A 20531-nucleotide genomic window follows, 5' to 3' on the forward strand; every position below is an offset into this window, starting at 1 on the left:
AGGGTCGCTGAGAGCGCGACCGCGGCTGTAAAATGGCTCCCCGAGTTGGATTCGAACCAACGACCAAGTGATTAACAGTCACCTACTCTACCGCTGAGCTATCGGGGAACGATGCTTGGGCGAGCGGGCCTATGGCGCAGCCTGCCGGGCTTGGCAAGCCTCTAGCGCGTTCATTCAGGTTGCAAATTGCTCAGCGGCAATCCGTTCGTCGAGCGCCTGGTCGGGATCGAACAGCAAGGTCAGCGAGCGGCTCCGGTCGAGCGCGATTTCGACTTCCTCGACGTCGCGCACCTCGAACTGGTCGGCAACCGCGGAAACCAGCCGATCGGTCGGCTCCAGCACGCGAAAGGAGATCCGCGCCTCGTCCGGCAGGATCGCCCCGCTCCACCGCCGCGGGCGGAATGGTGCGATGGGCGTAAGGGCGAGTAGGGGAGCGGACAGCGGCAGGATCGGTCCGCGCGCTGAGAAATTATAGGCGGTGGAGCCTGCCGGGGTCGCCACCAGCACACCGTCCGCAACCAGCTCGGGCAGCACTACGCGGCCGTTCAGGCTGACCTCGATCTTAGCCGCCTGCCGCGTTTCGCGGAGCAGCGACACTTCATTGATGGCCGCATGGGTCCATTCGTCGCCGTGCACGGTGCGCGCGCGCATGGTCAGCGGGGCGACCGTTACCGCCTTGGCTTCGGCGACCCGCTCGCCCAGGCAATCCAGCCGCCATTCATTCATCAGGAAGCCGACGGTGCCCCGGTTCATCCCGAACACCGGCCGCGCTTCGCCACCGTCGAGCATTTGGTGTAAGGTGTGCAGCATGAAGCCATCACCGCCGAGCGCCACCAGCACCTTTGCCTCGCGCTCCTCCGCGAAATGGTAGCGGCGGCGCAGCATGGCCGCAGCCGCCTGCGCCGCTTCGCCGCGGCTGGCGACCAGCGCGATCCCGGCCCCGGTCAGGTCCTGGCGGGCAGGGCGGCCTTGTGGAACTTCAGCGCTCAACCCCTGGCACTCCCGTCGCCCCGGACCGGGCGCCGCCAAGTCATAGCGGGGGACGTGCCCCGCCGCCACCGTCCCGATACGGAGCAGCGGCAGGCCGGGCCATGCGCTCGTCGCGGTCATGGCCTAGGAGCATGACGATGGTACCACCTACAGCGTCAGCCGCCCTGATCCCGGCCCGCCGGGGAAGCGATCACCCCGTCAGCACCCAGCCGTCCGAAATACGCACCGATCTTGCCCTCGAAGCGCTGCTGGCCGAGGATACGGTGACCATCGCCTACCAGCCCCAGCTCAGCGTCGCGACCGGCGAGGTGATCGGGGTGGAGGCGCTTGCCCGCGATCCTGGCGGCATGACGCCAGACAAGATGTTCGCCCGGGCCGCCGCGGCGGCGCTTGGCGAACGCCTGTCGCGCGCCGTCCAGCGCAAGGCCCTGCGCGAGATGGCGGGCTGGACCGGGCCGCTCGCCCGCCTGCGCCTGTCGCTCAACCTCCTGCCCGAAGATCTTGCCCGTCCCGGCTACGAACGCTGGCTGCTGGACGAGATCGCCGCCGTCGGCCTCAAGCCCGAAAGGGTGACGGCCGAGATCACCGAATCCAGCCTGATCGCCGATCCGGTCGCCGCCGCCGCCCGGTTGGCCTGCCTGCGCTCAGCCGGGGTCCGCATCGCAGTGGACGATTTCGGCACCGGCTATGCAAGCCTCGCCTGGCTGACCACGCTGCCACTGGATATGATCAAAATCGACCGCGGCCTGATCACCGACCTGGTCGGCGGCCGCCGCGCGCAGATCGTGGTCAAGGCGCTCATTGCACTCGCCCGCGAGCTTGAGCTGCAAGTGTTGGTCGAAGGCGTCGAGGACCCAGACCAGCTGGCACTGCTAAAGTCCTGGAACTGCGATTATTACCAGGGCTTCCTCGGCGCTAAGGCGATGGGCGAGGAGGAGTTGGCGGCGTTCCTGGCATGAAGTTCACCGACCTCTTCTCCGGCCACGCCTCGCTCTACGCCACCGCCCGCCCAAGCTATCCGGAGCGGGTGATCGCGGAGCTGGCGTCACTGGCTCCCGAGCGATCGCAGGCGTGGGACGCTGGCACCGGCAATGGCCAGTCTGCCCTGCTGCTCGCCCGCAGCTTCGAACATGTCCACGCCACCGACGCCAGCGAAGCCCAGATCGCCGAAGCCTTTGCCCACGAGCGCGTTCACTATGCGGTGGAGCCGGCGGAGCAATGCAGCCTGCCCGTTGCCAGTTGCGACCTTGTCCTCGCCGCACAGGCCGCGCACTGGTTCGACCCGGACCGCTTCGGCGCGGAGGTCCGGCGCGTACTCAAGCCGGGCGGGATCGTCGCCGCGATCGGCTACGGCTGGTGGTACGTCGATCCGCAGGTCGACGCGATCATCGGTGAGCGTCTGCTGAAACCGATCGAGCCGCACTGGCTGCCGGGCAACTGGCTGTTGGTCGATGCCTATCGCGACCTGCGGCTACCGGGAGAAGAAGTCCGCCTGACGCCGGCTGCCATCCACCTCGCCTGGGAGCGGCACGATGTCGAGGCCTATGTCCTGAGCTGGTCGGTGGTGCAGAAACTGGGGACTGACGTCACCGTCGACGCCTTCACCGCATTGCGCAAAGTCTGGCCGGATGGCGAGAAGCGGCACGTCACCATGCCGATCGTCAGCCGCGTCCACCGGGTCTGAGCTAGGCCGCGACCTTTTCCCGCTTGCCCGCTGCGGCGACCCGCGCCAGCCCTCGGCTCAGCTGCAGTGCACCGTTCAAGCGCTGCCCGGGGCTCGCCCAGTCGCGGCTGACCACCAGTTTCTGGTCGGGCCGCAGCTTGGCCGAGCCCTTCAGCCGCGCGATATAGTCGAACAGACCCTTCACGTCGGGGAAGCCCGACGGCGCAAAGGTCACCACCGCGCCGCGCAGGCCCGCGTCGAGCTTGGCGATCCCGGCGGCGCGGCAGTGAATCTTGGTTTCCACCACCTGCAACAGGTTGCTTGTCTCCTCCGGCAGCTTGCCGAAGCGGTCGATCATCTCGGCCGCGAACTCTTCCACTTCGCGCGGGCTCTCCAGTTCGCCCAAGCGACGGTACAGCCCCATCCGGAGGTCGAGGTCGGGGACATAGTCGTCCGAGATCATGATCGGGGCTTCGACATTGATCTGCGGGCTAAATTCGTCCGGCTTGTCCTCGCGCTGCCCGCCCGCCTTCATGTCGAGGATCGCGTCCTCCAGCATCGACTGGTAAAGCTCGAACCCGACTTCCTTGATGTGCCCCGACTGCTCGTCGCCGAGCAGATTGCCCGCGCCGCGGATGTCGAGGTCGTGGCTGGCGAGCTGGAAGCCCGCACCCAGACTGTCGAGATTGCTCAGCACCGTCAGCCGCTTCTCGGCGGTTTCGGTGATCTGCCGGTCGGGCGGAGTGGTCATGTAGGCATAAGCGCGCGTCTTTGACCTCCCGACGCGGCCGCGCAGCTGGTACAGCTGCGCCAGACCGAACCGCTCGGCCCGGTGCACGATCAGCGTGTTGGCGCTGGGAATGTCGAGCCCGCTCTCGACGATAGTGGTCGACAGCAGCACGTCATACTTGCGGTCGTAGAAAGCGCTCATCCTTTCCTCGACCTCGGTCGGGGCGAGCTGGCCGTGAGCGACGATCGGTTTCACCTCCGGCACTTCTTCGCGCAGCCATTCCTCGATGTCGGGCAGGTCGGAGATGCGCGGCACCACGAAATAGCTCTGCCCGCCGCGATAATGTTCGCGCAGCAACGCTTCGCGAATGACGACCGGGTCCCATGGCGTGACATAAGTCCGCACCGCCAGGCGATCGACCGGCGGGGTCTGGATCACCGACAGCTCGCGCAGCCCGCTCATCGCCATCTGCAGCGTGCGCGGGATCGGGGTCGCGGTCAGGGTCAGCACGTGGACGTCGGCCTTGAGGTTTTTCAGCCGTTCCTTGTGGGTGACGCCAAAGCGCTGTTCCTCGTCGACGATGACCAGGCCCAGCTTCTTGAACTTGATACCCTTCGCCAGGATCGCGTGGGTGCCGACGACGATGTCGATCTGCCCTTCCTCGAGCAATTCCTTGGTCCGCTTGGCCTCGTTGGACGCGACCAGCCGGCTGAGGCGCCCGATCTCGATCGGAAAACCCTTCATCCGCTCGACGAAGTTCGAATAATGCTGCCGGGCCAATAGGGTAGTGGGGCACACTACCGCGACCTGGTAACCGGCCATCGCCGCCACGAAGGCGGCCCGCAGAGCCACCTCGGTCTTGCCGAAGCCGACGTCGCCACACACCAGCCGGTCCATCGGCCGCCCGGCGCCAAGGTCGTCGAGCACGTCGCCGATCGCGCGGTTTTGGTCGTCGGTTTCCTCGTAGGGAAAGCGATCGACCATCGCCGGATAAGCGCTGTCGGGCTCGGCCACGACGCCTTGCCGCATCGCCCGCAAGGCGGCGGTCTTGATGAGCTCGCCCGCAATCTCGCGGATCCGCTCCTTCATCCGCGCCTTGCGCCGCTGCCACGCCTCGCCGCCGAGACGGTCGAGCGCCACCCCATCCTCGCCGCTTCCGTAGCGGCTCAAGACGTCGATATTCTCGACTGGGACGTAGAGCTTGTTGCCGCCGGCATATTCGAGCGCGACGCAATCGTGCGGCGCGCGGCCGACCTTGACCTGGGTCAGCCCCTCGTAGCGGGCGATCCCATGCTCGGCGTGGACGACGAGGTCGCCGGGGGTGAGTGTGGCAAGCTCCGACAGGAACGCGTCGGCGCTCTTCTTGCGCTTGCGCCGCCGCACCAGCCGGTCGCCAAGCATGTCCTGCTCGGTCAGTACCGCAACGTCCGGCGTGGTGAAGCCGTGGTCGAGCGGCAGCACCAGCAACGCGGTAACGTCCTGCGCGCCGAGCGCTTCTTGCCAGTCGCCGACCATCTTCTGGCCGGTCAGGCCATGGTCCTTGAGCAGACCGGCAAGCCGCTCGCGAGCCCCGGTGGTATAGCTCGCCAGAACCACCTTCTGCTTGGCTTTCCGTAGCTTGGCGACGTGCTTGACCACGGCTTCGTAGATATTGTCGTTCTGCGCCCGCTCCGGCGCGAAGTCGCGCGCGCCGGTCACACCGAAGTCGATCACCCGGTCCGAGGCGGGCTCGGGGAAGGCCGAGGCGAGGTGCACCGGCTTGTCGGCCAGCAATCCCTCCCACTCCTTAACCGACAGGTAGAGTTCGGACGGGGCAAGCGGCCGGTAGCTGCCGGGCTCGGCGACCATCGCCCGCTCGCGGTTGGAGAAATAGTCCTGGATCGCCTCGCGCCGCGAAGTCACCGCGCCATCGACCCCGCCGTCGCGCAGGATCAGATCGTCGGCCGACAGATGGTCGAAGAAGGTTTCGAGCCGCTCCTCGAACAACGGGAGCCAATGCTCCATTCCCCCCAGCCGCCGTCCTTCGCTGACCGCCTGGTACAGCGGGTCGCCGGTGGCATTGGCACCGAACTGTTCGCGGTAGCGGGTGCGGAAGCGCTTGATGCTCTCCTCGTCGAGCAGCGCCTCGCTGGCCGGCATCAGCGTGAACGGCTCGGCCGCGCCGATGGTGCGCTGGTCGGCAGGATCGAACGCCCGTATGGTCTCGATCTCGTCGCCGAAGAAGTCGAGCCGGATCGCGTGCGGCAGCCCCGAGGGATACAGGTCGAGGAGACCACCGCGCACCGCGAACTCGCCCGCGTCCGACACGCTGTCGGTGCGGTGATAGCCATTGGCGGTCAGCAGGGTGATCAGCTTGTCGCGCTCGATCCGCTCGCCCTGCGCAAGCCGTCGGGTCAGCTGGCGGATTCGGAATGGCGTCAGGGTGCGCTGGGTCGCTGCATTGGCCGTGGTCACCAGCAACTGGGGCTTGTCGGCCTGTTCCTGCAGGCGGTTGAGCGTCGCCAGCCGCTCGGCCATGACCCGCAGGGCAGGGGAGGCGCGGTCGTAGGGCAGGCAGTCCCACGCCGGATAGGTCAGCACTTCCAGCTCGGGCGCGAAGGCCGGGGCATTGTCGGCCAGCGCGCGCATCGCTGCCTCGTCCGACGTGACCACTACCGCCCGGCCCCTCGCGGCGCGCGCGAGATCGGCCGTCAGCCACGGCAGGAAGCCCGCCGGCACGCTGGCCAGCGTCAGCGGCTTATCCGCCTTCAGGATTCGCTGAAGTTCGCTCACCGGTCGATCGGCAGGTAATCGAGGCGCTGCATGGCGGTCATCATCTCGCCCTCGAAGCGCTCCGGCACCTTCTGGGTTCCGATCGCCCACGCCATGATGTCGACGTCCTGCTCTTCGAGCAGCGCCTCGAACAGGGCTTTTTCCTGCTCATTCCAGCCTTCGTGATGGCATTCGAAGAAGCCACCGATCATTCGGTCCGCTTCCTTGGTTCCACGGTGATGCGCGCGCCAGCGCAGGCGCTTGGTGATCAGGTCGTCGAGCATCGCCGCCATGTAGCCAATGACGCCACGCATTGCGAGCGGCGGTCACCCAAGTAGAAGGACGGTATGCGGCCCGAGCTCCTCAATCCCCTGTTCGCCGAAGTGGAGACGCTGAAGGGCGTTGGTCCGCAGGTCGCCAAGCAGCTCGCCAAGCTCGGGCTTAACCGTGCGGTCGACCTGCTCTTCCACCTGCCCACCGGGGCGATCGAGCGCATCCAGGCGCCTGGCGCCTCGCCTGCGTTGCTCGGCCGCCAGGTCATCCTCGACGTCACCGTTAGTGAAGTCCGCCTCAGCCGCGGGCGCGGCCCGACCCGGGTCCACGCGGTGGATGGGGAGGGCAATACCTTGACCCTGGCCTTCTTCAACAACGGCGGATGGGCGGCCAAGCAGCTTCCGGTCGGGCAGACCCGCACCGTCACGGGCAAGCTCGAGGCCTATGGCGACGAGTGGCAGATGATCCACCCGGAGGTGACCGAGCCCGGCAAGACCGGTCCCTCGCTGCGCGAAACCGTCTACCCCCTTACCGAAGGGCTGACCTCGCGCCGCCTGCGCGAACTGGTCACCGCTGCTTTGGAACGCGCGCCGGTCTTGCCCGAATGGATCGAGCCATCGGTGCTGGGGCACAACGGATGGCGCGACTGGCGCACCAGCCTGGCCACCATCCATGCCGAGCCCGCCGACAGTGCCGCGCGCAAGCGGCTTGCTTACGACGAGATCTTCGCCAATCAGCTTGCGCTTGCGCTGCTGCGGCAAGTCAGCCGCCGGCGCCGCGGCGTGCCCCTGCGCGGCGATGGGCGGCTCACCGACGCCCTTGACCTTCCCTACGCTCTGACCGGTGCCCAGCGCCGCGTCGCACAAGAGATCCGCGACGACATGGGCCAGGAAGCGCCGATGCTGCGCCTGCTGCAAGGCGACGTCGGATCGGGCAAGACGCTGGTCGCGCTGCTCGCCATGCTGGAGGCGGTCGAGGCGGGCGCCCAGGCGGCGATGCTGGCCCCGACCGAGATCCTTGCCAGGCAACATCATGCAACCCTTCTCAAGCAATTGGATTCGCTTGGCGTTCGTGTGGCCATCCTGACCGGGCGGGAAAAGGGCAAGGCGCGCGACAGTACGCTGATGGGGCTGGCCGACGGCTCGATCGACATCCTGGTCGGCACCCACGCCATCTTCCAGGACAAGGTCGCCTATCGCCGCCTTGGGCTGGTGGTGATCGACGAGCAGCATCGCTTCGGAGTGTCCGAACGCCTGCTGCTGACCGCCAAGGGGGCGAGTACGCCGCACCTCTTGGCGATGACCGCGACCCCGATCCCGCGCACGCTAACCCTCACCCAATATGGCGAGATGGACGTCAGCCGCCTCGACGAAATGCCCCCCGGCCGCACCCCCGTCGAGACCCGGGTCATCGCCGAGGAGAAGATGGTCGACGTGGTCGAGGGGCTCGGCCGCCACATCGCCGCCGGCGGCCAGGCCTATTGGGTGTGTCCGTTGGTGGCCGAGAGCGAAACCAGCGACGCCGCGGCCGCCGAGGAAAGAGCCGCTACGCTCGCGCTGCGCTTTCCAGGGCAGGTCGGGCTCGTCCATGGCCGGATGAAAGGCCCGGAGAAGGACGCGGTGATGGCCGAATTCTCCGCCGGTCGGCTGGCGGTGCTGGTCGCCACTACCGTGATCGAGGTCGGGGTCGACGTTCCCAATGCCGCGCTGATGATCATCGAAGGGGCCGAGCGCTTCGGCCTTGCGCAACTTCACCAATTGCGCGGCCGGGTCGGACGCGGTGCCGCCAAGTCGACTTGCCTGTTGCTGCGCGGTGCGACGCTCAGCGAAACCGGCCGAGCGCGTCTCGCCCTGATGCGCGAAACCAACGACGGTTTCCTGATCGCCGAGGAAGACCTCCGCCTGCGCGGGCCGGGCGAAATCCTCGGCGTCCGCCAGAGCGGCGAAGCCCAGTTCCGTATCGCCGCGCCCGAGCAGGTCCAGCAACTCGCCCCGATGGCGACCCAGGACGCGCGCCTGCTTCTCGACCGTGACGGCGGTCTGCAGGGCGAGCGCGGAGAAGCGGCGCGGCTCTGCTTGTACCTGTTCGAACGCGACCAGGCGGTCGACCTGCTCCGCTCGGGCTAGGGCAGCAGCAGCCCGTGCTTCTTCTTGCCGAGGCTGAGCTTACGCTCGGAAAGCACTGAAAGAACGGCTGAAATATCGCTCATCGTCTCGCCGTCGAGCTTCACCGCGCCCTCAGCCACCTTGCGTTTGGCTTCCCCGTTCGAGGCACAGAAACCAAGTCTCACCAGCGCCGCCAGCAGCCCGATCTCGCCGCCGGTCGCGACACTCGGCAGTGCCTCGCCCGATCCGCCGCCGGCAAAGGTCGCCGCAGCGGTCGCCCCCGCCGCTTCGGCCGCCGCGCGACCATGCAGCAAGGCAGTGGCCTCTGTCGCCAGCACGATCTTGGCCTGATTGATCTCGGCCCCCTGCAACGCTTCGAGACGGGCGATCTCGTCGAGCGGCAGGTCGGTAAACAGCTTGCAGAACTTTGCGACGTCGGCATCGGCGGTGTTCCGCCAGAATTGCCAATAATCGTAGGCGCTGAGGCGATAGCTGTCCGGGCCATCGGCGTTTAGCCACACCGCGCCCTGCGCCGTCTTGCCCATCTTGGCCCCGTCGGCGGTGGTGATCAGCGGGGTGGTTACCGCGAACACCTCGGTCCCGTCGGCGCGGCGGCACAATTCGACCCCGTTGATGATGTTGCCCCACTGATCCGACCCGCCCATCTGCAGCCGGCAGCCCTGCCGCCGCGACAGTTCAAGGAAGTCGTAGGCCTGCATGATCATGTAGTTGAATTCGAGGAACGACAGCGACTGCTCGCGCTCCAGCCGCAACTGCACGCTGTCGAAGGTCAGCATCCGGTTGACCGAGAAATGCCGCCCCACTTCGCGCAGGAACGGAAGGTATTCGAGCTTGTCGAGCCAGGCGGCATTGTCGACCAGCACCGCATCGGTCGGCCCATCGCCGAAGTTCAGGAAGCTTTCGAACGCCTTGCGAATGCCAGCGATGTTGGCCGCGATCGCCTCTTCGTCCAGCAGCTTGCGTTCTTCCGCTTTGAAGCTCGGATCACCGACCTTGGTGGTGCCGCCGCCCATCAGCACGATCGGCTTGTGCCCCGCCTGCTGCATCCGCCGCAGCATCATGATCTGCACCAGGCTGCCGACGTGAAGGCTCGGCGCGGTCGCGTCGAAGCCGATGTAGCCGGTGACGATCTCCTTCGCCGCTAGCGCATCGAGGCCGGCCGCGTCGGTCGTCTGGTGAATGTAGCCCCGCTCAGAGAGGAACCGCAGAAGATCGGAAGAGTAGGTCGTCATGCCTTGGCGCTTAGCTTACGCGCCGCGATGACGTAAGGTCCCGGTCATGCGCTTCGAACTCGCACCGCACCCAACCCACCGGCCGCCGCCGCCCTACACCCTTTGGGCCTCGGCCGAACGCTCGGCCGCCTTTGGCGAAACCGCTACCCTCAATCTGTGGTTCGGGGTTAGCGCTCCGATCGGCCGCTTTCTCATTCCCCCGGTATCGCCCGAGCCGGCGCGGCGCGACAATCTGTGGCGCTCGACCTGCTTCGAATGCTTTCTGAAGGGCGAGGGCGAAGAGGCCTATCAGGAATGGAATTTCGCGCCGTCGGGCGACTGGGCAGCTTATGATTTTACTTCCGAGCGGGAGGGCATGGCTCCGGCCGAGGTAGCCAGTCCGCCTTATATCCGCACCGAGGACAATCTGACTTGGTGGGGGCTCGGCGCGACGCTCTCCATCCCCGCCGACATCCGCTTCACCATCGCACTTAGCGCCATTGTCGAAGAAACCAGCGGCGAACGTCTGTTCTTCGCTCTTCACCATCCGTCCGAACAGCCCGACTTCCACCATCCGGATTGCTTCACCGCGCGACTGGCTTAGGACGGCTCCCATGACCCTGTTTGGCATCGACCGGCTGCTCGCCGACCCGCAACTTCGCCGTCCGCTCGAAGGCCGCCGCGTGGCACTGATCGGACACCCGGCCTCCGTCACCGCTGACCTCACCCACAGCATCGATGCGCTGATCGCTTCGGGCTTCAACGTCACCGCCGCATTCGGGCCGCAGCACGGCCTCAAGGGCGACAAGCAGGACAATATGGTCGAAACGGCGGACGAGACCGACGCCCGCCTCGGCATCCCGGTGTTCAGCCTCTACGGCGAGGTGCGGCGTCCTTCCGGCCAGATGATGAGCGCCGCCGACGTCTTCCTGTTCGACCTGCAGGACCTCGGCTGCCGAATCTACACCTTCGTCACCACCTTGCTCTATGTCCTCGAAGCCGCCGCCGAGGCGGGCAAGGAAGTGTGGGTGCTCGACCGCCCCAATCCCGCCGGACGTCCGGTCGAAGGGACCTTGCTCGAGCCCGGCTGGGAGAGCTTTGTCGGCGCCGGCCCGATGCCGATGCGCCACGGCCTGACCATGGGCGAGATGGGGCAGTGGTTCATCGACCATTTCAAGCTCGACGTGGCCTACCGCGTCATCGCCATGAAAGACTGGCAGCCCGACGCCGCCCCCGGCTTCGGCTGGCCGGGCGACCGGATCTGGATCAATCCCAGCCCCAACGCCGCCACGCTCAACATGGCGCGGGCCTATGCCGGGACGGTGATGCTCGAAGGGACCACGCTGAGCGAGGGCAGGGGTACCACGCGGGCGCTGGAACTGTTCGCGGCACCCGGCCTCGATGCGCGCGCCCTCCATGCCGGGATGGAGCGCATTGCCCCGCACTGGCTCGCCGGCTGCGCGCTGCGCGAAATCTTCGTCGAGCCGACCTTCCACAAGCATGCCGGCAAGCTCTGTTCGGGCCTTTTCATCCATGCCGAGGGCCCGCGCTACGACCATCACGCCTTCCGCCCGTGGCGGCTCCAGGCGCTGGCCTTCAAGGCGATCCGTAACCTGCTGCCCGACTACGAACTGTGGCGGGACTTCCCGTACGAATATGAATTCGACAAGCTGGCGATCGACGTGATTAACGGCGGGCCGGCGCTTCGGGCGTGGGTCGACGATCCCGCCGCAACCGCGGACGACCTCGATGTTCGCACGCGTCCCGACGAGCAGGCATGGGAAGAGCAGACGCGGGGCGTCAGGCTCTACTGACCCTTATCGCTTGCGGCTGAGTGTCCGCATTGCATCCTCGAGTCCCTGAAGACTGAGGGGGAACATCCGGTCGTCCATCAGCTTGCGGAGGATCGCGGTCGACGCCGAATGGCCCCAATAGGCCTCGGGCGTCGGGTTGATCCAGGCCGCGCTGGCATAAGCGTCGGTCAGGCGCTTGATCCACACTGCCCCGGCTTCCTCGTTCATATGCTCGATGCCCCCGCCCGGATGGGTGATCTCGTACGGGCTCATCGCCGCGTCGCCGACGATCACCAGCTTATGGTCGGCCCCGAACTTGTGGATCAGGTCGAACGTATTGATCCGCTCGGTCCACCGCCGCCGGTTCTCCTTCCACACGCCCTCGTAGATGCAGTTGTGAAAGTAATAATGCTCGAGGTGCTTGAACTCGCTCCGGCAGGCGCTGAACAATTCTTCGACCAGCCGCACATGCCCGTCCATCGACCCGCCGATGTCGAGGAACAGCAGCAGCTTGACCGCATTGTGCCGCTCCGGCCGCATCCGGATGTCGAGCCAGCCGCGCCGAGCCGTGCCTTCGATCGTCCCGTCGAGATCGAGTTCGTCGGCCGCCCCCTCCCGCGCGAACCTGCGTAGCCGGCGCAGCGCAACCTTGATCGCGCGCGTCCCGATCTCCCGCCGGTCGTCGAGATCCTGGAATTCGCGCTTTTCCCATACCTTGATCGCGCGGCCGTGCTTGCCGGGGCCGCCGATCCGCACGCCCTCGGGATTGTAGCCGCCGTGCCCGAACGGCGAGGTTCCGCCCGTGCCGATCCACTTGCTGCCGCCCTCGTGCCGCCCCTGCTGCTCTTGGAGGCGCTTCTTCAGCGTCTCCATGATCTCGTGCCACGAGCCGAGCGCCTTGATCTTCTCCATTTCCTCCGGGCTGAGGTACTTCTCCGCGACCAGGCGAAGCCATTCCTCGGGGATCGGTGGCGTCTCGTCGCCGGGGCTCACCAGTCCCTTGAACACCTCGCCGAACACGCGGTCGAAGCGGTCGAGCTTGGTCTCGTCATGGACGAAGACCGAGCGGGCGAGATAATAGAATTCCTCGGGCGACTGCTCGATCACGCCTGCATCCAGCGCCTCGAGCAACAGCAGATGTTCCTTGAGACTGGCGGGAATGCCGCCCCTGCGCAGCGCCTCGACGAACGAAATGAACATGGAAGAGGCGGGTAGCAGATCGCAGCCGGTCGGCGAAGATGGCGCGGGAGTTCCCGCTGCGGCCGCCGCTGTACGTCACAGTCCCGTTATGGGATGCTTAACACGTTCGGCCTTCCCTCTCTGTTAACGGACGTCCATTTGCCAGCACGTGACCATCCGCGCGCGAAAGATCTGTCCCCTTGCGGTATGACGACCGCCTGGCAACCGTGCTCGGCCAGCCCGCCGCGGATGCGCGGGGACGGGCGGTGCAATGGCGTCAGCTGGTCGAGCTGCTGGCTCGCGGCGGCGAAGTCAGTACCGACCTCGCCGACAAGGCGCTGGGCCGCATTGCGCGGCTGATGCATGACCTTCCCGACGACCTTCTCGCGGCCACCGCGCGAGCCATCGCGGGCAAGGCCGTGCCGGCCGAACTGGTGGCCCTGTTTGCCGCGAGGGGTGCCGCTGCCTCGGCCGCCCTGCTCGCCGCTGCGGACCTCAGTCCTGCCGGGTGGAATGCGGTGAAGACCGTCGCCGCCGACGACGTCAAACCCCTGTTGTCCGCGCTAGGTCCGTTTGCCGACCCTGTCGCTCCGGGTCTGCCGCGACCGGTCGACCGACCGATCGACCGACCGGCGCAGGCGGTCGATTCGGAACAACCAGTCGCCGAACCGGCTCTGCCCGCCGGCCTGTTCCGCTGGGAGACGGGACCCACGGGGGAGATCGACTGGGTCGAAGGCGCCCCGCGCGCCGCACTGGTCGGACGCAGCCTTGTTGACAGTTTTGCTGACAATTTCGCCGCACGGCTGCCGTTTGCCGATGAAGCCCTGGTGCTGGCTGATGAGGGCGTGCTTGCAGGGGAGTGGCGGTGGAGCGGGGCCCCAGCCTTCTTCCCCGACACCGGCCGCTTTGCCGGCTATCGCGGTGTCGCCCGGCGCGAAGGCGTCGCCGGTCCGGTGGCCGAAGCAGTTCCACCCTTAACGCCCACCGAGAACGACGGCCTGCGTGAGTTGATGCACGAATTGCGCACCCCGCTGAACGCCATCATCGGTTTTGGCGAGATCATCGAAGGCCAGTATCTCGGCCCGGCGCACCGCGGCTACCGCGAGCGCGCGACCGAGATCGTGCACCAGGCGCGCAGCCTGTCCGACGCGGTCGACAATCTCGATCTCGCCGCGCGGCTCCGTTCTGGCCGGCTGCAGGGAGAGACGACGACCGGCACCGACGCCATTCGCAGCGTCATCGCCGACCTCCGGCTGCAGGCCGCGACGCAAGATTCGCGTATCGTCATCGAAGATCGGGCCGGTCACGCCAACGTCGCCCTGCCGCGGGAACTCGCCGAGCGCCTCGTGGCGCAGTTCGTCGGCGCGATGACGGAAGCGGCGGCGACCGGCGAGCAACTGGGGATCATCGTCGACCGGCTCGATGGCAATCTCGCTATCGGCGTCGATCGGGCGATCGCTCTCCGGGGCTTGTCGGAGCAGCAGATCCTCGCCGACCGGGGCCGCGCAGGCATGCGTTTCGCGATTCGCCTGATACAGGGACTGGCCGCGATGACCGGCGGCCGCCTCGACATCGGGGCCGACCGCCTGATCCTGCTGCTTCCATTGGCGGAATGATGAAGGTGGTCGGGGAGACAGGATTCGAACCTGCGACCCTCTGCTCCCAAAGCAGACGCGCTACCAGGCTGCGCCACTCCCCGACTTGGAGCGGCGCCTAGCAGAGCGAATGCGGCAACGCCACCTCTAGCTCGGCCGCTTGGCGCCGCGGCCGGCAGCCTCTATGGCGCCGGCCGGGGCCTGTAGCTCAATGGTAGAGCCAGCCGCTCATAACGGCCAGGTTGGGGGTTCGAATCCCTCCGGGCCCACCACCTACTGCTTGTTGGCGGGCGCGGGATTGTCGCGCGATTCCTCACGCACGCCGCGGGCGGCGCCCTCGGCACCGGCTTCGATCTTGTCGCCGGCGCGATTGGCGGCATTGCCGACGTCGCTCGCCGCATCCTTGATCGCAGGCGCTGCCTCGTCGGCCGCCTGCTTCACTTCGCCCGCTGCGCTTTCCAGCAGATTGCCGGCCTGATCGACCGTTCCTTCGACCTTCTGGTCGTTGATGCTGATCGCGGTGGTGTCGTTGCCGGCGTCGCGCTCGACATTGCAGGCGGCAAGCGACAGCGGAAGGACGAGGAGGGCGGCGTGGCGGATCATGGTCTTACCTCGTTCGTGGTTTCGGTGGCAGAACGGGCAGGAGCCGGTTCGGTTTCGGCCCGGGTTGCCGCACTTGCCGCCGCACGCTCGGCTTCGGCCATCAGGGCATTGCCGGTCTCGGCCGTCTGGTCGGGCAGCGGCGGGACGTCGTCGCTGGTGTCGCTGCGGGAACAGGCGCCGGTCAGCAGCGCCGCCAGCACCAGCAGGCAGCGAGCCCGCTTCACCGGCCGCGACGCCGGGCGGCGGGACGCGCCTCGACCGTCCCGGCGAGCACCGCCACCGCGGTGGTCCAGGCCGCGACATTCTGCTGCATCTGCTTCTTGTCGACCATCGCCAGCGTGTCGTCGGGGGTGTGGTGGATGTCGAAATAGCGCGTTCCGTCCTGCGCCAGCGACGCGCCGGGCAGACCGTCGGCGACCATCGGCCCGATGTCCGACCCCTCGGTCTCGGTCAGGCTGCCGGGAACGATGCCGAGCGGCTGAAGCATCAGTTGCAGGCGCTTGGCTTCGGCCTCGCGCTCCTTGCCCAAGCGGCTGTCAACCTTCCACACCCGGTCGGCGCCGAAGTCGCTCTCCATGATCGCATGATGCGGCTGCTTGCCATATTTGGCGCGATAGTCGAGCCCGCCGAACAGGCCGACTTCCTCCGCGCCGAACCAGACGATCCGGATCGGCCGGGCCGGCATGCCTGCCTCCATCACCCGCTTGGCCGCCGCGGTGACGATGCCGCAGCCCGCCGCATCGTCGAGCGCGCCGGTCCCGAGGTCCCAGCTATCGAGATGGCAGGAGACGAGCACGGGCGCAGCGTTCTGATCGCGGCCGGGGACTTCGGCGATGACATTGCCCGAGCGGCCCTGCGCCACCCGCGATTCGAGGGTCAGGCGAAGCGTCGGGCGCTGACCGCGGGCGAGGATCCGCTCCAGCTGGTCGGCGTCGGGATTGGACAGGGCGCCGGCGGGGATCGGCGTGGCGCCATCGGCGTAGGACATGGTGCCGGTGTGTGGATTGCGATGCTCGCGGTCGGTGCCGATCGAGCGGACGACGATCGCCGCTGCTCCCTTCTGCGAGGCGACCGTTGGCCCCTGGCGCCGGGGCGCGCCGAAGATGCCATAGCCGCTGCCGTCCTGGGTCCGCGGCATGTCGTGGCCGATGTAGACGATCTTGCCGCGCACCTTCTCGGCCGGCGCCGCGCGTAGCGCTTCGACATCGGTGAAGGCGACAATCTCGCCGGTAACGCCGCCCGCCGGGGTCGAGGCGCTGTTGCCGAGTGCCGCCACGACAAGCTTCTGCGGATAGGGGCCGAGCAACTCGGCAGCCTCGCGGCCACGCTGCCAGACGGGCATGGCGAAATCGTCGATCCGGACGTTGGCAAAGCCGAGCGCGGTCAGGCGGCGGACGGCCCAGGCGCGCGCCCGGGCCTCGGCCTCGGTCCCGGCGAGCCGCTGGCCGACTTCGGTCGTAAGGTCTTCGGTGATGCGCCAGGCATGCTCGTCGCTCAGCGCATCGGTGCGGAGCGCGGCGATTATCTGGTCCGGGTCGGGTCGCGCGGCGGGCTGGGCGAGGGCGGGAAGGGCGGCAGTGGCGAGAAGGCCGGCGAGGAGGATACGCATGGCGGTGGTTTAGACCCCTCGGAGGCAAGCGCAACGCCCTAAAGCAGGCGCATCTGCCTGCCCTCGGGCGCCCGAAACAGGTCGCGCCGCAGCTTCAGCCGACCGGTGCCGAGCCCGGCCTTGCGGGTCGCGGCCGCGAAGCGGGTGCGCAGGAGGTCGGCCCACGGGCCCTGTCCCTGCATCCGGGTGAAGAAGCTTGGATCATTGTCCTTGCCGCCGCGCATCGACTGGATGGTGGCCATTACCTTGGCCGCGCGGTCGGGATAATGTTCGTCGAGCCAGGCCCGGAACAGCGGCGCGACCTCGTGCGGCAATCGCACCGGCAGGTAGAAAGCTGCGCGTGCACCCGCTTCGGCTCCGGCGGCAACAATGCGTTCGAGCTCATGGTCGGTGATCTGCGGCACGATCGGAGCGACTGCGAGGAGGGTCGGCACTCCCGCCTCGTTTAATTCCCGGATCGCTGCGATACGCTTGAGGCCGGCGGGTGCGCGGGGTTCCAGCGTGCGGCTGATCGACGGGTCGAGCGAGGTCACCGACATTGCGACCGCCGCTAGCCCGCGATGCGCGGCCTGTGCGATGAGATCGAGATCGCGCAGAACGCGATTCGACTTGGTCGTGATGGTGAAGGGGTGGCCCGTCTCCGTCAGCAATTCGATGATCGAGCGGGTGATTCGGAACCTCCCCTCGATAGGCTGATAAGGATCGGTGTTGGTGCCGAGCGCGATCGGCGCGACGTCATAGCCAGGCCGTGACAGCGCGGCGTGAAGCAGCTTCGCGGCATCTGGCTTGATGAACAGCCGGCTTTCGAAATCCACGCCCGGCGACAGGTCGTGATAGGCGTGTGTCGGCCGGGCGAAGCAATAGATGCAGCCGTGTTCGCACCCACGATAAGGGTTCACCGAGCGATCGAAGCCAATGTCGGGCGAGCTGTTGCGGGTGAGGATCGACTTGGGCCGTTCGACCGTGATCGTGGTCCGGCGTGCGGTGACGCCATCGAGCGCCTCGACCTCGTCCAGCCAGTCGCCTTCGGCCAACCGCTCGGGCAAGTTGAAGCGCGTCGGCACAGCATTGCGGGTCGCCCCGCGCCCCTGGATCGACTCGATCGGCATCGAGCCAGTCTACGCTTCGTCGAGAACGAAGCAAGAACGCCGGTGCGAGGCCGCAGCATTTTATCGAAATGATCCCGCAACATAAGTGCGGGCGTGTCGTCATTCTCGGCCGCTAAGACCAGGCCATGGAGAAGAAGGACCTTGTCCGGAAACCACCAGTTCCCGCCCCCCGCCTCAGCATGGCGGAGGAGCAAAGGCTGGCGTTCGAGGACGATCAGCGCCGGATCAAGCAGGGCACCCAGATGCGCTGGCCGGGCTTCCTGTTCCGCAACTGATCAGCGCATGGCCGGGAAGCTCGGCCAGCTGTGCTGCGCAAGTTCGCTCATGGTGAGCGTCGGCTGCCCTTCGAACCCCTGATAGACCCACAGGTTACGCATCACCGCGGGCACGTAGAAGCGGGTCTCCCAGTAGGGCATGGATTCGATCCACAGCAGGGGATCGCCGCGATCGTTGACCTGCCAGCGGCCGACCGGAAGCGGGCCCGCGTTATAGCTCGCGATGATCTTAGGAAGCTGACCGCCGGTCGCCTGGTGCGTGCGCATCCATTCGATCCAGGCCTGGCCGAAGCCCATGTTCACGCCCGGGTTCTTGAGGTCTCCGGGCGCGAGGCCGCGGGCGCGGACGATCAGGTCGCGGGTCGACGGCAGCACTTGCATCAGGCCGACCGCCCCCGCCTGACTCACCGCCTCGGCACGGAAGGACGATTCCTGCAGCGTGTGAGCGAGCGCCAGCGCAGGATCGATCCGCCAGCCTTCGCGCGGCACCCAGCGCGGGGCTGGATAGCGGGCAGCCGCAGGGACCCGGGCACCGGGTTGACCGAAGTGGCCGAGGAAATGCTGGGTGGCGGCCAGCTCGAGCTTGGCGGCGACGGCGACCAGCGCGGTCTGCTCGGCCGGAGTACCGATCCGCGCCTGATGGCGCAGCAGTTCCCCGGCGAGGTCGCGTTCGCCGATCCGGACCAATTCTTCCGCGCGGGCGATGTTCGGCAACCGAGCGATGGACGTGGCGGCAGCCGTGTTGAGCGGCATGACCCGTGTCTCCTGCCCAAGCGTACGGCGGGCAAGCAGGCCATAGAAGGTCTCGGTGTTGCGGGCGGCGGCGCGCAGCAGCGGCTGGACGGCGGCCGGGCGGCGGCAGGCCATCTCCGCCCGCGCTGCCCAATAATGCCCGGCGGCGGCCAGGCTCGGTTCGGCCGAGCGCTCTCCCACCTCGCGGAAAGCGCGGGAGGCGGTGTTGCAATCGTTGAGGCGCCAGCTGGCCAGCCCGCTGACCCATTCCGCCTGCTGCGCCCACGGCCCGGTCGGAGCGCGGGTGACCGACAGCGACGGCGGGGGAGGCGGCGGAGCGGCGGGTGACGTCACCGGACCGATCGCGAGCGGGTCCATGACGGGCGGCAGGATGATCACGGGCGGCGGTGGCGGCGGCGTGTAAGCCGCTCGCGCCATTTCGGCGACGCGCCGGGCATCGGCGTCCTGACCACGAACGTAATAGATCCACGCCACGCGCTGGCCGAGCTCCGCCCGCGCCTCGGCACTGATCAGGGGGAGCGACGCCCGCAGCAGCGCTTCGGCGCCCGCGGCATCGTCGACCTTGACCAGCGGCTCCATCGCCTTGCGAAGGCGATCGACCTCGGGCTCGCCGGTCACCGGGCTGGCGCGGCCACGGCGCGGGGCACTGCCGATCGGGACCAACGCTGCGCGGCGGGGAAGCGAGGGCGTGGCAGTAGCGCCGCGGGCCAGCGCCATGCGCTGCAACTGGTCGGCCTGGGGCAGCTCGGGCGCTTCGGCGAGCAACGTCAGCAGTTGCTGCACGCTGACTGCCGGTGAGCCCTTGGCCGTATAAAGCTGGGCCTTGGCGAGCGGCGCCAGCGGCGAAGCGGGTAGGGCGGCGATGCCCGCCGAGGCCGCGGTCCATTGGCCCCCGCGAATGGCCGCGAACACGCCCGGCCAGTCCTTCGGCACCATCACCACGGGAGATGCCGGCGCGGTGGGCGGCGGAGGCGTCTGCGCGTCATGCGGCTCTTCGATCGGGGCGAGGGGGTCGTCCGGCGGCGTGACCGGCTGATTGGTGGACAGGATGAGAGCGGCGGCGAAAGCAGACGGAGTTAACAAATCAGGCACCTGTGATCAGCAAGAGGTCGGCCCAGGCCAAGGGCTTGTACCCGTTCTTTCCCAGCAATTGGCGAGGTGGAAAAGTAACGGCGGTGGGGATTCCGGCAAGTCGATGCAGCTTGCCGCGTGCGCTGGCCATCGGCTCGCCCAGCAGCAGCTTGGCGGGCTGGTCACCGAGCAGAAGCAAGCGCTTGGGTGCGGCCAGCGCGATCTGCGCCAGGATCGTATCGCGGCAGGCCTCGCTTTCGGCCGCCGAGAAACGCGTGCCCATGCCCGAGAAGCATGTCAGCGCCGCGACATAGGCCTGCTCCGGGACCAAGCCGACGGCGCGGAGCATGCGCTCGGTCAGCGTCCAGGCCGCGCCGCCGATCGGCTTGCCCTCGGCCGTGTCCTCGGGCGCGGGGATGCCGGTTAGCAGCATGAGGTCGGCTTCGGCCGGTCCGTGCGGTAGCGCCCGCGCGGCACCTGCCCTGAACAGCGGCAGGTCGGCGCTCTCGGCCAGCCAGTCGTGAAAGGCCTCGAGGGTCGCGGGAAGGGCGCCGCTACCGCTCGGCCGGGACGGCTCGGGCGAAAGCGCGGGGGGAACGGGCGCCTCGGCCGAGGCTGCAACTGGTGCTGCCACCGGCTCCGCCCTCACCCGCCAGTCGCGCGGCTCGTCCTGGATCGCGACATCGACGCCCGCCTCGATCCACCAGGCAAGCAGGCTCATCGCCTCCGCCCGGGTCAGATCACTTGGCCGCAGTCGCTCGTTCATGGCATCCAGCATAGACCTCCCGACCATTGACGGA

At 67.7% G+C, this 20531-nt stretch carries 18 protein-coding genes and 3 tRNA genes; 8 read left to right on the top strand and 13 right to left on the bottom strand.

The genetic code is table 11. The features are described 5' to 3' along the window. Window positions 1–33: 33 nt before the first annotated feature. Together M1K48_RS02430 and M1K48_RS02435 are read right to left on the bottom strand one after the other, a co-directional pair. Window positions 34–108: transfer RNA gene (locus tag M1K48_RS02430), tRNA-Asn, on the bottom strand. A 66-nt stretch (window positions 109–174) separates the two neighbouring features. Next, complete coding sequence (locus M1K48_RS02435) at window positions 175–1110, bottom strand: NAD kinase (protein WP_257794160.1); 936 nt, start codon at window positions 1108–1110, stop codon at window positions 175–177. 17 nt (window positions 1111–1127) lie between these two features. Between M1K48_RS02435 and M1K48_RS02440 the strand changes: the two genes are divergently transcribed. Next, the gene (locus M1K48_RS02440) at window positions 1128–1949 is read left to right on the top strand and encodes an EAL domain-containing protein (RefSeq protein WP_249504297.1); all 822 of its coding nucleotides are present in this window, start codon (window positions 1128–1130) and stop codon (window positions 1947–1949) included. Next, window positions 1946–2674, top strand: coding sequence for a class I SAM-dependent methyltransferase (locus M1K48_RS02445; protein WP_249504298.1), 729 nt, complete (start codon window positions 1946–1948; stop codon window positions 2672–2674). The genes M1K48_RS02440 and M1K48_RS02445 overlap by 4 nt, the downstream gene beginning before the upstream one ends. 1 nt (window position 2675) lies before the next feature. Here M1K48_RS02445 and mfd read toward each other — a convergent pair whose 3' ends face one another. Continuing rightward, the gene (gene mfd, locus M1K48_RS02450) at window positions 2676–6155 is read right to left on the bottom strand and encodes a transcription-repair coupling factor (protein ID WP_249504299.1); all 3480 of its coding nucleotides are present in this window, start codon (window positions 6153–6155) and stop codon (window positions 2676–2678) included. Further along, a complete protein-coding gene (locus M1K48_RS02455; RefSeq protein ID WP_249504300.1) occupies window positions 6152–6448 on the bottom strand; it encodes a succinate dehydrogenase assembly factor 2 in 297 nt (98 codons plus the stop codon). The genes mfd and M1K48_RS02455 overlap by 4 nt, the downstream gene beginning before the upstream one ends. A 33-nt stretch (window positions 6449–6481) precedes the next feature. Here M1K48_RS02455 and recG point away from each other — a divergent pair, with 33 nt between their 5' ends. Continuing rightward, a complete protein-coding gene (gene recG, locus M1K48_RS02460) occupies window positions 6482–8533 on the top strand; it encodes an ATP-dependent DNA helicase RecG (protein WP_249504301.1) in 2052 nt (683 codons plus the stop codon). On the opposite strand, the gene tyrS is transcribed toward recG, so the two are convergent. Then, on the bottom strand, window positions 8530–9765 hold the full coding sequence (gene tyrS, locus M1K48_RS02465) for a tyrosine--tRNA ligase (protein ID WP_249504302.1): 1236 nt from the start codon (window positions 9763–9765) through the stop codon (window positions 8530–8532). The two genes, recG and tyrS, sit on opposite strands and share 4 nt — an antisense overlap. Window positions 9766–9811: 46 nt before the next feature. Here tyrS and M1K48_RS02470 point away from each other — a divergent pair, with 46 nt between their 5' ends. Together M1K48_RS02470 and M1K48_RS02475 are read left to right on the top strand one after the other, a co-directional pair. Continuing rightward, the gene (locus M1K48_RS02470) at window positions 9812–10348 is read left to right on the top strand and encodes a DOMON-like domain-containing protein (protein WP_249504303.1); all 537 of its coding nucleotides are present in this window, start codon (window positions 9812–9814) and stop codon (window positions 10346–10348) included. 10 nt (window positions 10349–10358) lie between these two features. Further along, window positions 10359–11558 (top strand): exo-beta-N-acetylmuramidase NamZ family protein, encoded by a 1200-nt coding sequence (locus tag M1K48_RS02475; RefSeq protein WP_249504304.1) that lies wholly within the window; start codon window positions 10359–10361, stop codon window positions 11556–11558. 3 nt (window positions 11559–11561) lie between these two features. Here the strand turns inward: M1K48_RS02475 and M1K48_RS02480 are convergent, their stop codons facing one another. Then, the gene (locus tag M1K48_RS02480; protein ID WP_249504305.1) at window positions 11562–12737 is read right to left on the bottom strand and encodes a vWA domain-containing protein; all 1176 of its coding nucleotides are present in this window, start codon (window positions 12735–12737) and stop codon (window positions 11562–11564) included. 179 nt (window positions 12738–12916) lie between these two features. On the opposite strand from M1K48_RS02480, the gene M1K48_RS02485 reads away from it, so the two are divergent. Further along, window positions 12917–14332: a histidine kinase dimerization/phospho-acceptor domain-containing protein gene (locus M1K48_RS02485; RefSeq protein WP_249504306.1), complete on the top strand. Its 1416-nt coding sequence runs from the start codon at window positions 12917–12919 to the stop codon at window positions 14330–14332. Between the two features lie 6 nt (window positions 14333–14338). On the opposite strand, the gene M1K48_RS02490 is transcribed toward M1K48_RS02485, so the two are convergent. Continuing rightward, a tRNA-Pro gene (locus M1K48_RS02490) sits at window positions 14339–14415 on the bottom strand. A gap of 93 nt (window positions 14416–14508) precedes the next feature. Here M1K48_RS02490 and M1K48_RS02495 point away from each other — a divergent pair. Continuing rightward, window positions 14509–14583, top strand: a tRNA-Ile gene (locus M1K48_RS02495). Between the two features lies 1 nt (window position 14584). On the opposite strand, the gene M1K48_RS02500 is transcribed toward M1K48_RS02495, so the two are convergent. From M1K48_RS02500 to M1K48_RS02515, 4 genes are read right to left on the bottom strand one after another with little or no spacing between them, the layout of a single operon-like run. Continuing rightward, a complete protein-coding gene (locus M1K48_RS02500) occupies window positions 14585–14914 on the bottom strand; it encodes a hypothetical protein (RefSeq protein WP_249504307.1) in 330 nt (109 codons plus the stop codon). Next, window positions 14911–15138, bottom strand: coding sequence for a hypothetical protein (locus tag M1K48_RS02505; RefSeq protein WP_249504308.1), 228 nt, complete (start codon window positions 15136–15138; stop codon window positions 14911–14913). Before M1K48_RS02505 ends, M1K48_RS02500 begins: the two co-directional genes overlap by 4 nt. Continuing rightward, window positions 15135–16523 carry a M28 family peptidase gene (locus tag M1K48_RS02510; protein WP_249504309.1) on the bottom strand — a complete coding sequence of 463 codons (1389 nt, stop codon included), beginning with the start codon at window positions 16521–16523 and terminating at the stop codon, window positions 15135–15137. Before M1K48_RS02510 ends, M1K48_RS02505 begins: the two co-directional genes overlap by 4 nt. Before the next feature lie 38 nt (window positions 16524–16561). Next, on the bottom strand, window positions 16562–17632 hold the full coding sequence (locus tag M1K48_RS02515) for a PA0069 family radical SAM protein (protein ID WP_249504310.1): 1071 nt from the start codon (window positions 17630–17632) through the stop codon (window positions 16562–16564). 125 nt (window positions 17633–17757) lie between these two features. On the opposite strand from M1K48_RS02515, the gene M1K48_RS02520 reads away from it, so the two are divergent. Continuing rightward, entirely contained in the window at window positions 17758–17907 is a 150-nt protein-coding gene (locus M1K48_RS02520) for a hypothetical protein (protein ID WP_249504311.1), read from the top strand. On the opposite strand, the gene M1K48_RS02525 is transcribed toward M1K48_RS02520, so the two are convergent. Together M1K48_RS02525 and M1K48_RS02530 are read right to left on the bottom strand one after the other, a co-directional pair. Further along, complete coding sequence (locus tag M1K48_RS02525) at window positions 17908–19752, bottom strand: lytic transglycosylase domain-containing protein (protein ID WP_249504312.1); 1845 nt, start codon at window positions 19750–19752, stop codon at window positions 17908–17910. It abuts the gene before it with no gap. Then, complete coding sequence (locus tag M1K48_RS02530; protein ID WP_249504313.1) at window positions 19745–20497, bottom strand: uracil-DNA glycosylase family protein; 753 nt, start codon at window positions 20495–20497, stop codon at window positions 19745–19747. The genes M1K48_RS02525 and M1K48_RS02530 overlap by 8 nt, the downstream gene beginning before the upstream one ends. Window positions 20498–20531 lie beyond the last annotated feature (34 nt).

It is taken from the genome of Sphingomonas glaciei (genome assembly GCF_023380025.1).
Classification (GTDB): domain Bacteria; phylum Pseudomonadota; class Alphaproteobacteria; order Sphingomonadales; family Sphingomonadaceae; genus Sphingomicrobium; species Sphingomicrobium glaciei.

Coding starts and splice junctions, on each gene's coding strand:
- M1K48_RS02435 (WP_257794160.1), bottom strand. CDS start 1,110: ATGACCGCGACGAGCGCATGGCCCGGCCTGCCGCTGCTCCGTATCGGG.
- M1K48_RS02515 (WP_249504310.1), bottom strand. CDS start 17,632: ATGCCGATCGAGTCGATCCAGGGGCGCGGGGCGACCCGCAATGCTGTG.
- tyrS (WP_249504302.1), bottom strand. CDS start 9,765: ATGACGACCTACTCTTCCGATCTTCTGCGGTTCCTCTCTGAGCGGGGC.
- M1K48_RS02445 (WP_249504298.1), top strand. CDS start 1,946: ATGAAGTTCACCGACCTCTTCTCCGGCCACGCCTCGCTCTACGCCACC.
- M1K48_RS02510 (WP_249504309.1), bottom strand. CDS start 16,523: ATGCGTATCCTCCTCGCCGGCCTTCTCGCCACTGCCGCCCTTCCCGCC.
- M1K48_RS02470 (WP_249504303.1), top strand. CDS start 9,812: ATGCGCTTCGAACTCGCACCGCACCCAACCCACCGGCCGCCGCCGCCC.
- M1K48_RS02530 (WP_249504313.1), bottom strand. CDS start 20,497: ATGAACGAGCGACTGCGGCCAAGTGATCTGACCCGGGCGGAGGCGATG.
- M1K48_RS02455 (WP_249504300.1), bottom strand. CDS start 6,448: ATGCGTGGCGTCATTGGCTACATGGCGGCGATGCTCGACGACCTGATC.
- M1K48_RS02480 (WP_249504305.1), bottom strand. CDS start 12,737: ATGTTCATTTCGTTCGTCGAGGCGCTGCGCAGGGGCGGCATTCCCGCC.
- M1K48_RS02500 (WP_249504307.1), bottom strand. CDS start 14,914: ATGATCCGCCACGCCGCCCTCCTCGTCCTTCCGCTGTCGCTTGCCGCC.
- recG (WP_249504301.1), top strand. CDS start 6,482: ATGCGGCCCGAGCTCCTCAATCCCCTGTTCGCCGAAGTGGAGACGCTG.
- M1K48_RS02520 (WP_249504311.1), top strand. CDS start 17,758: ATGGAGAAGAAGGACCTTGTCCGGAAACCACCAGTTCCCGCCCCCCGC.
- M1K48_RS02440 (WP_249504297.1), top strand. CDS start 1,128: ATGGTACCACCTACAGCGTCAGCCGCCCTGATCCCGGCCCGCCGGGGA.
- M1K48_RS02475 (WP_249504304.1), top strand. CDS start 10,359: ATGACCCTGTTTGGCATCGACCGGCTGCTCGCCGACCCGCAACTTCGC.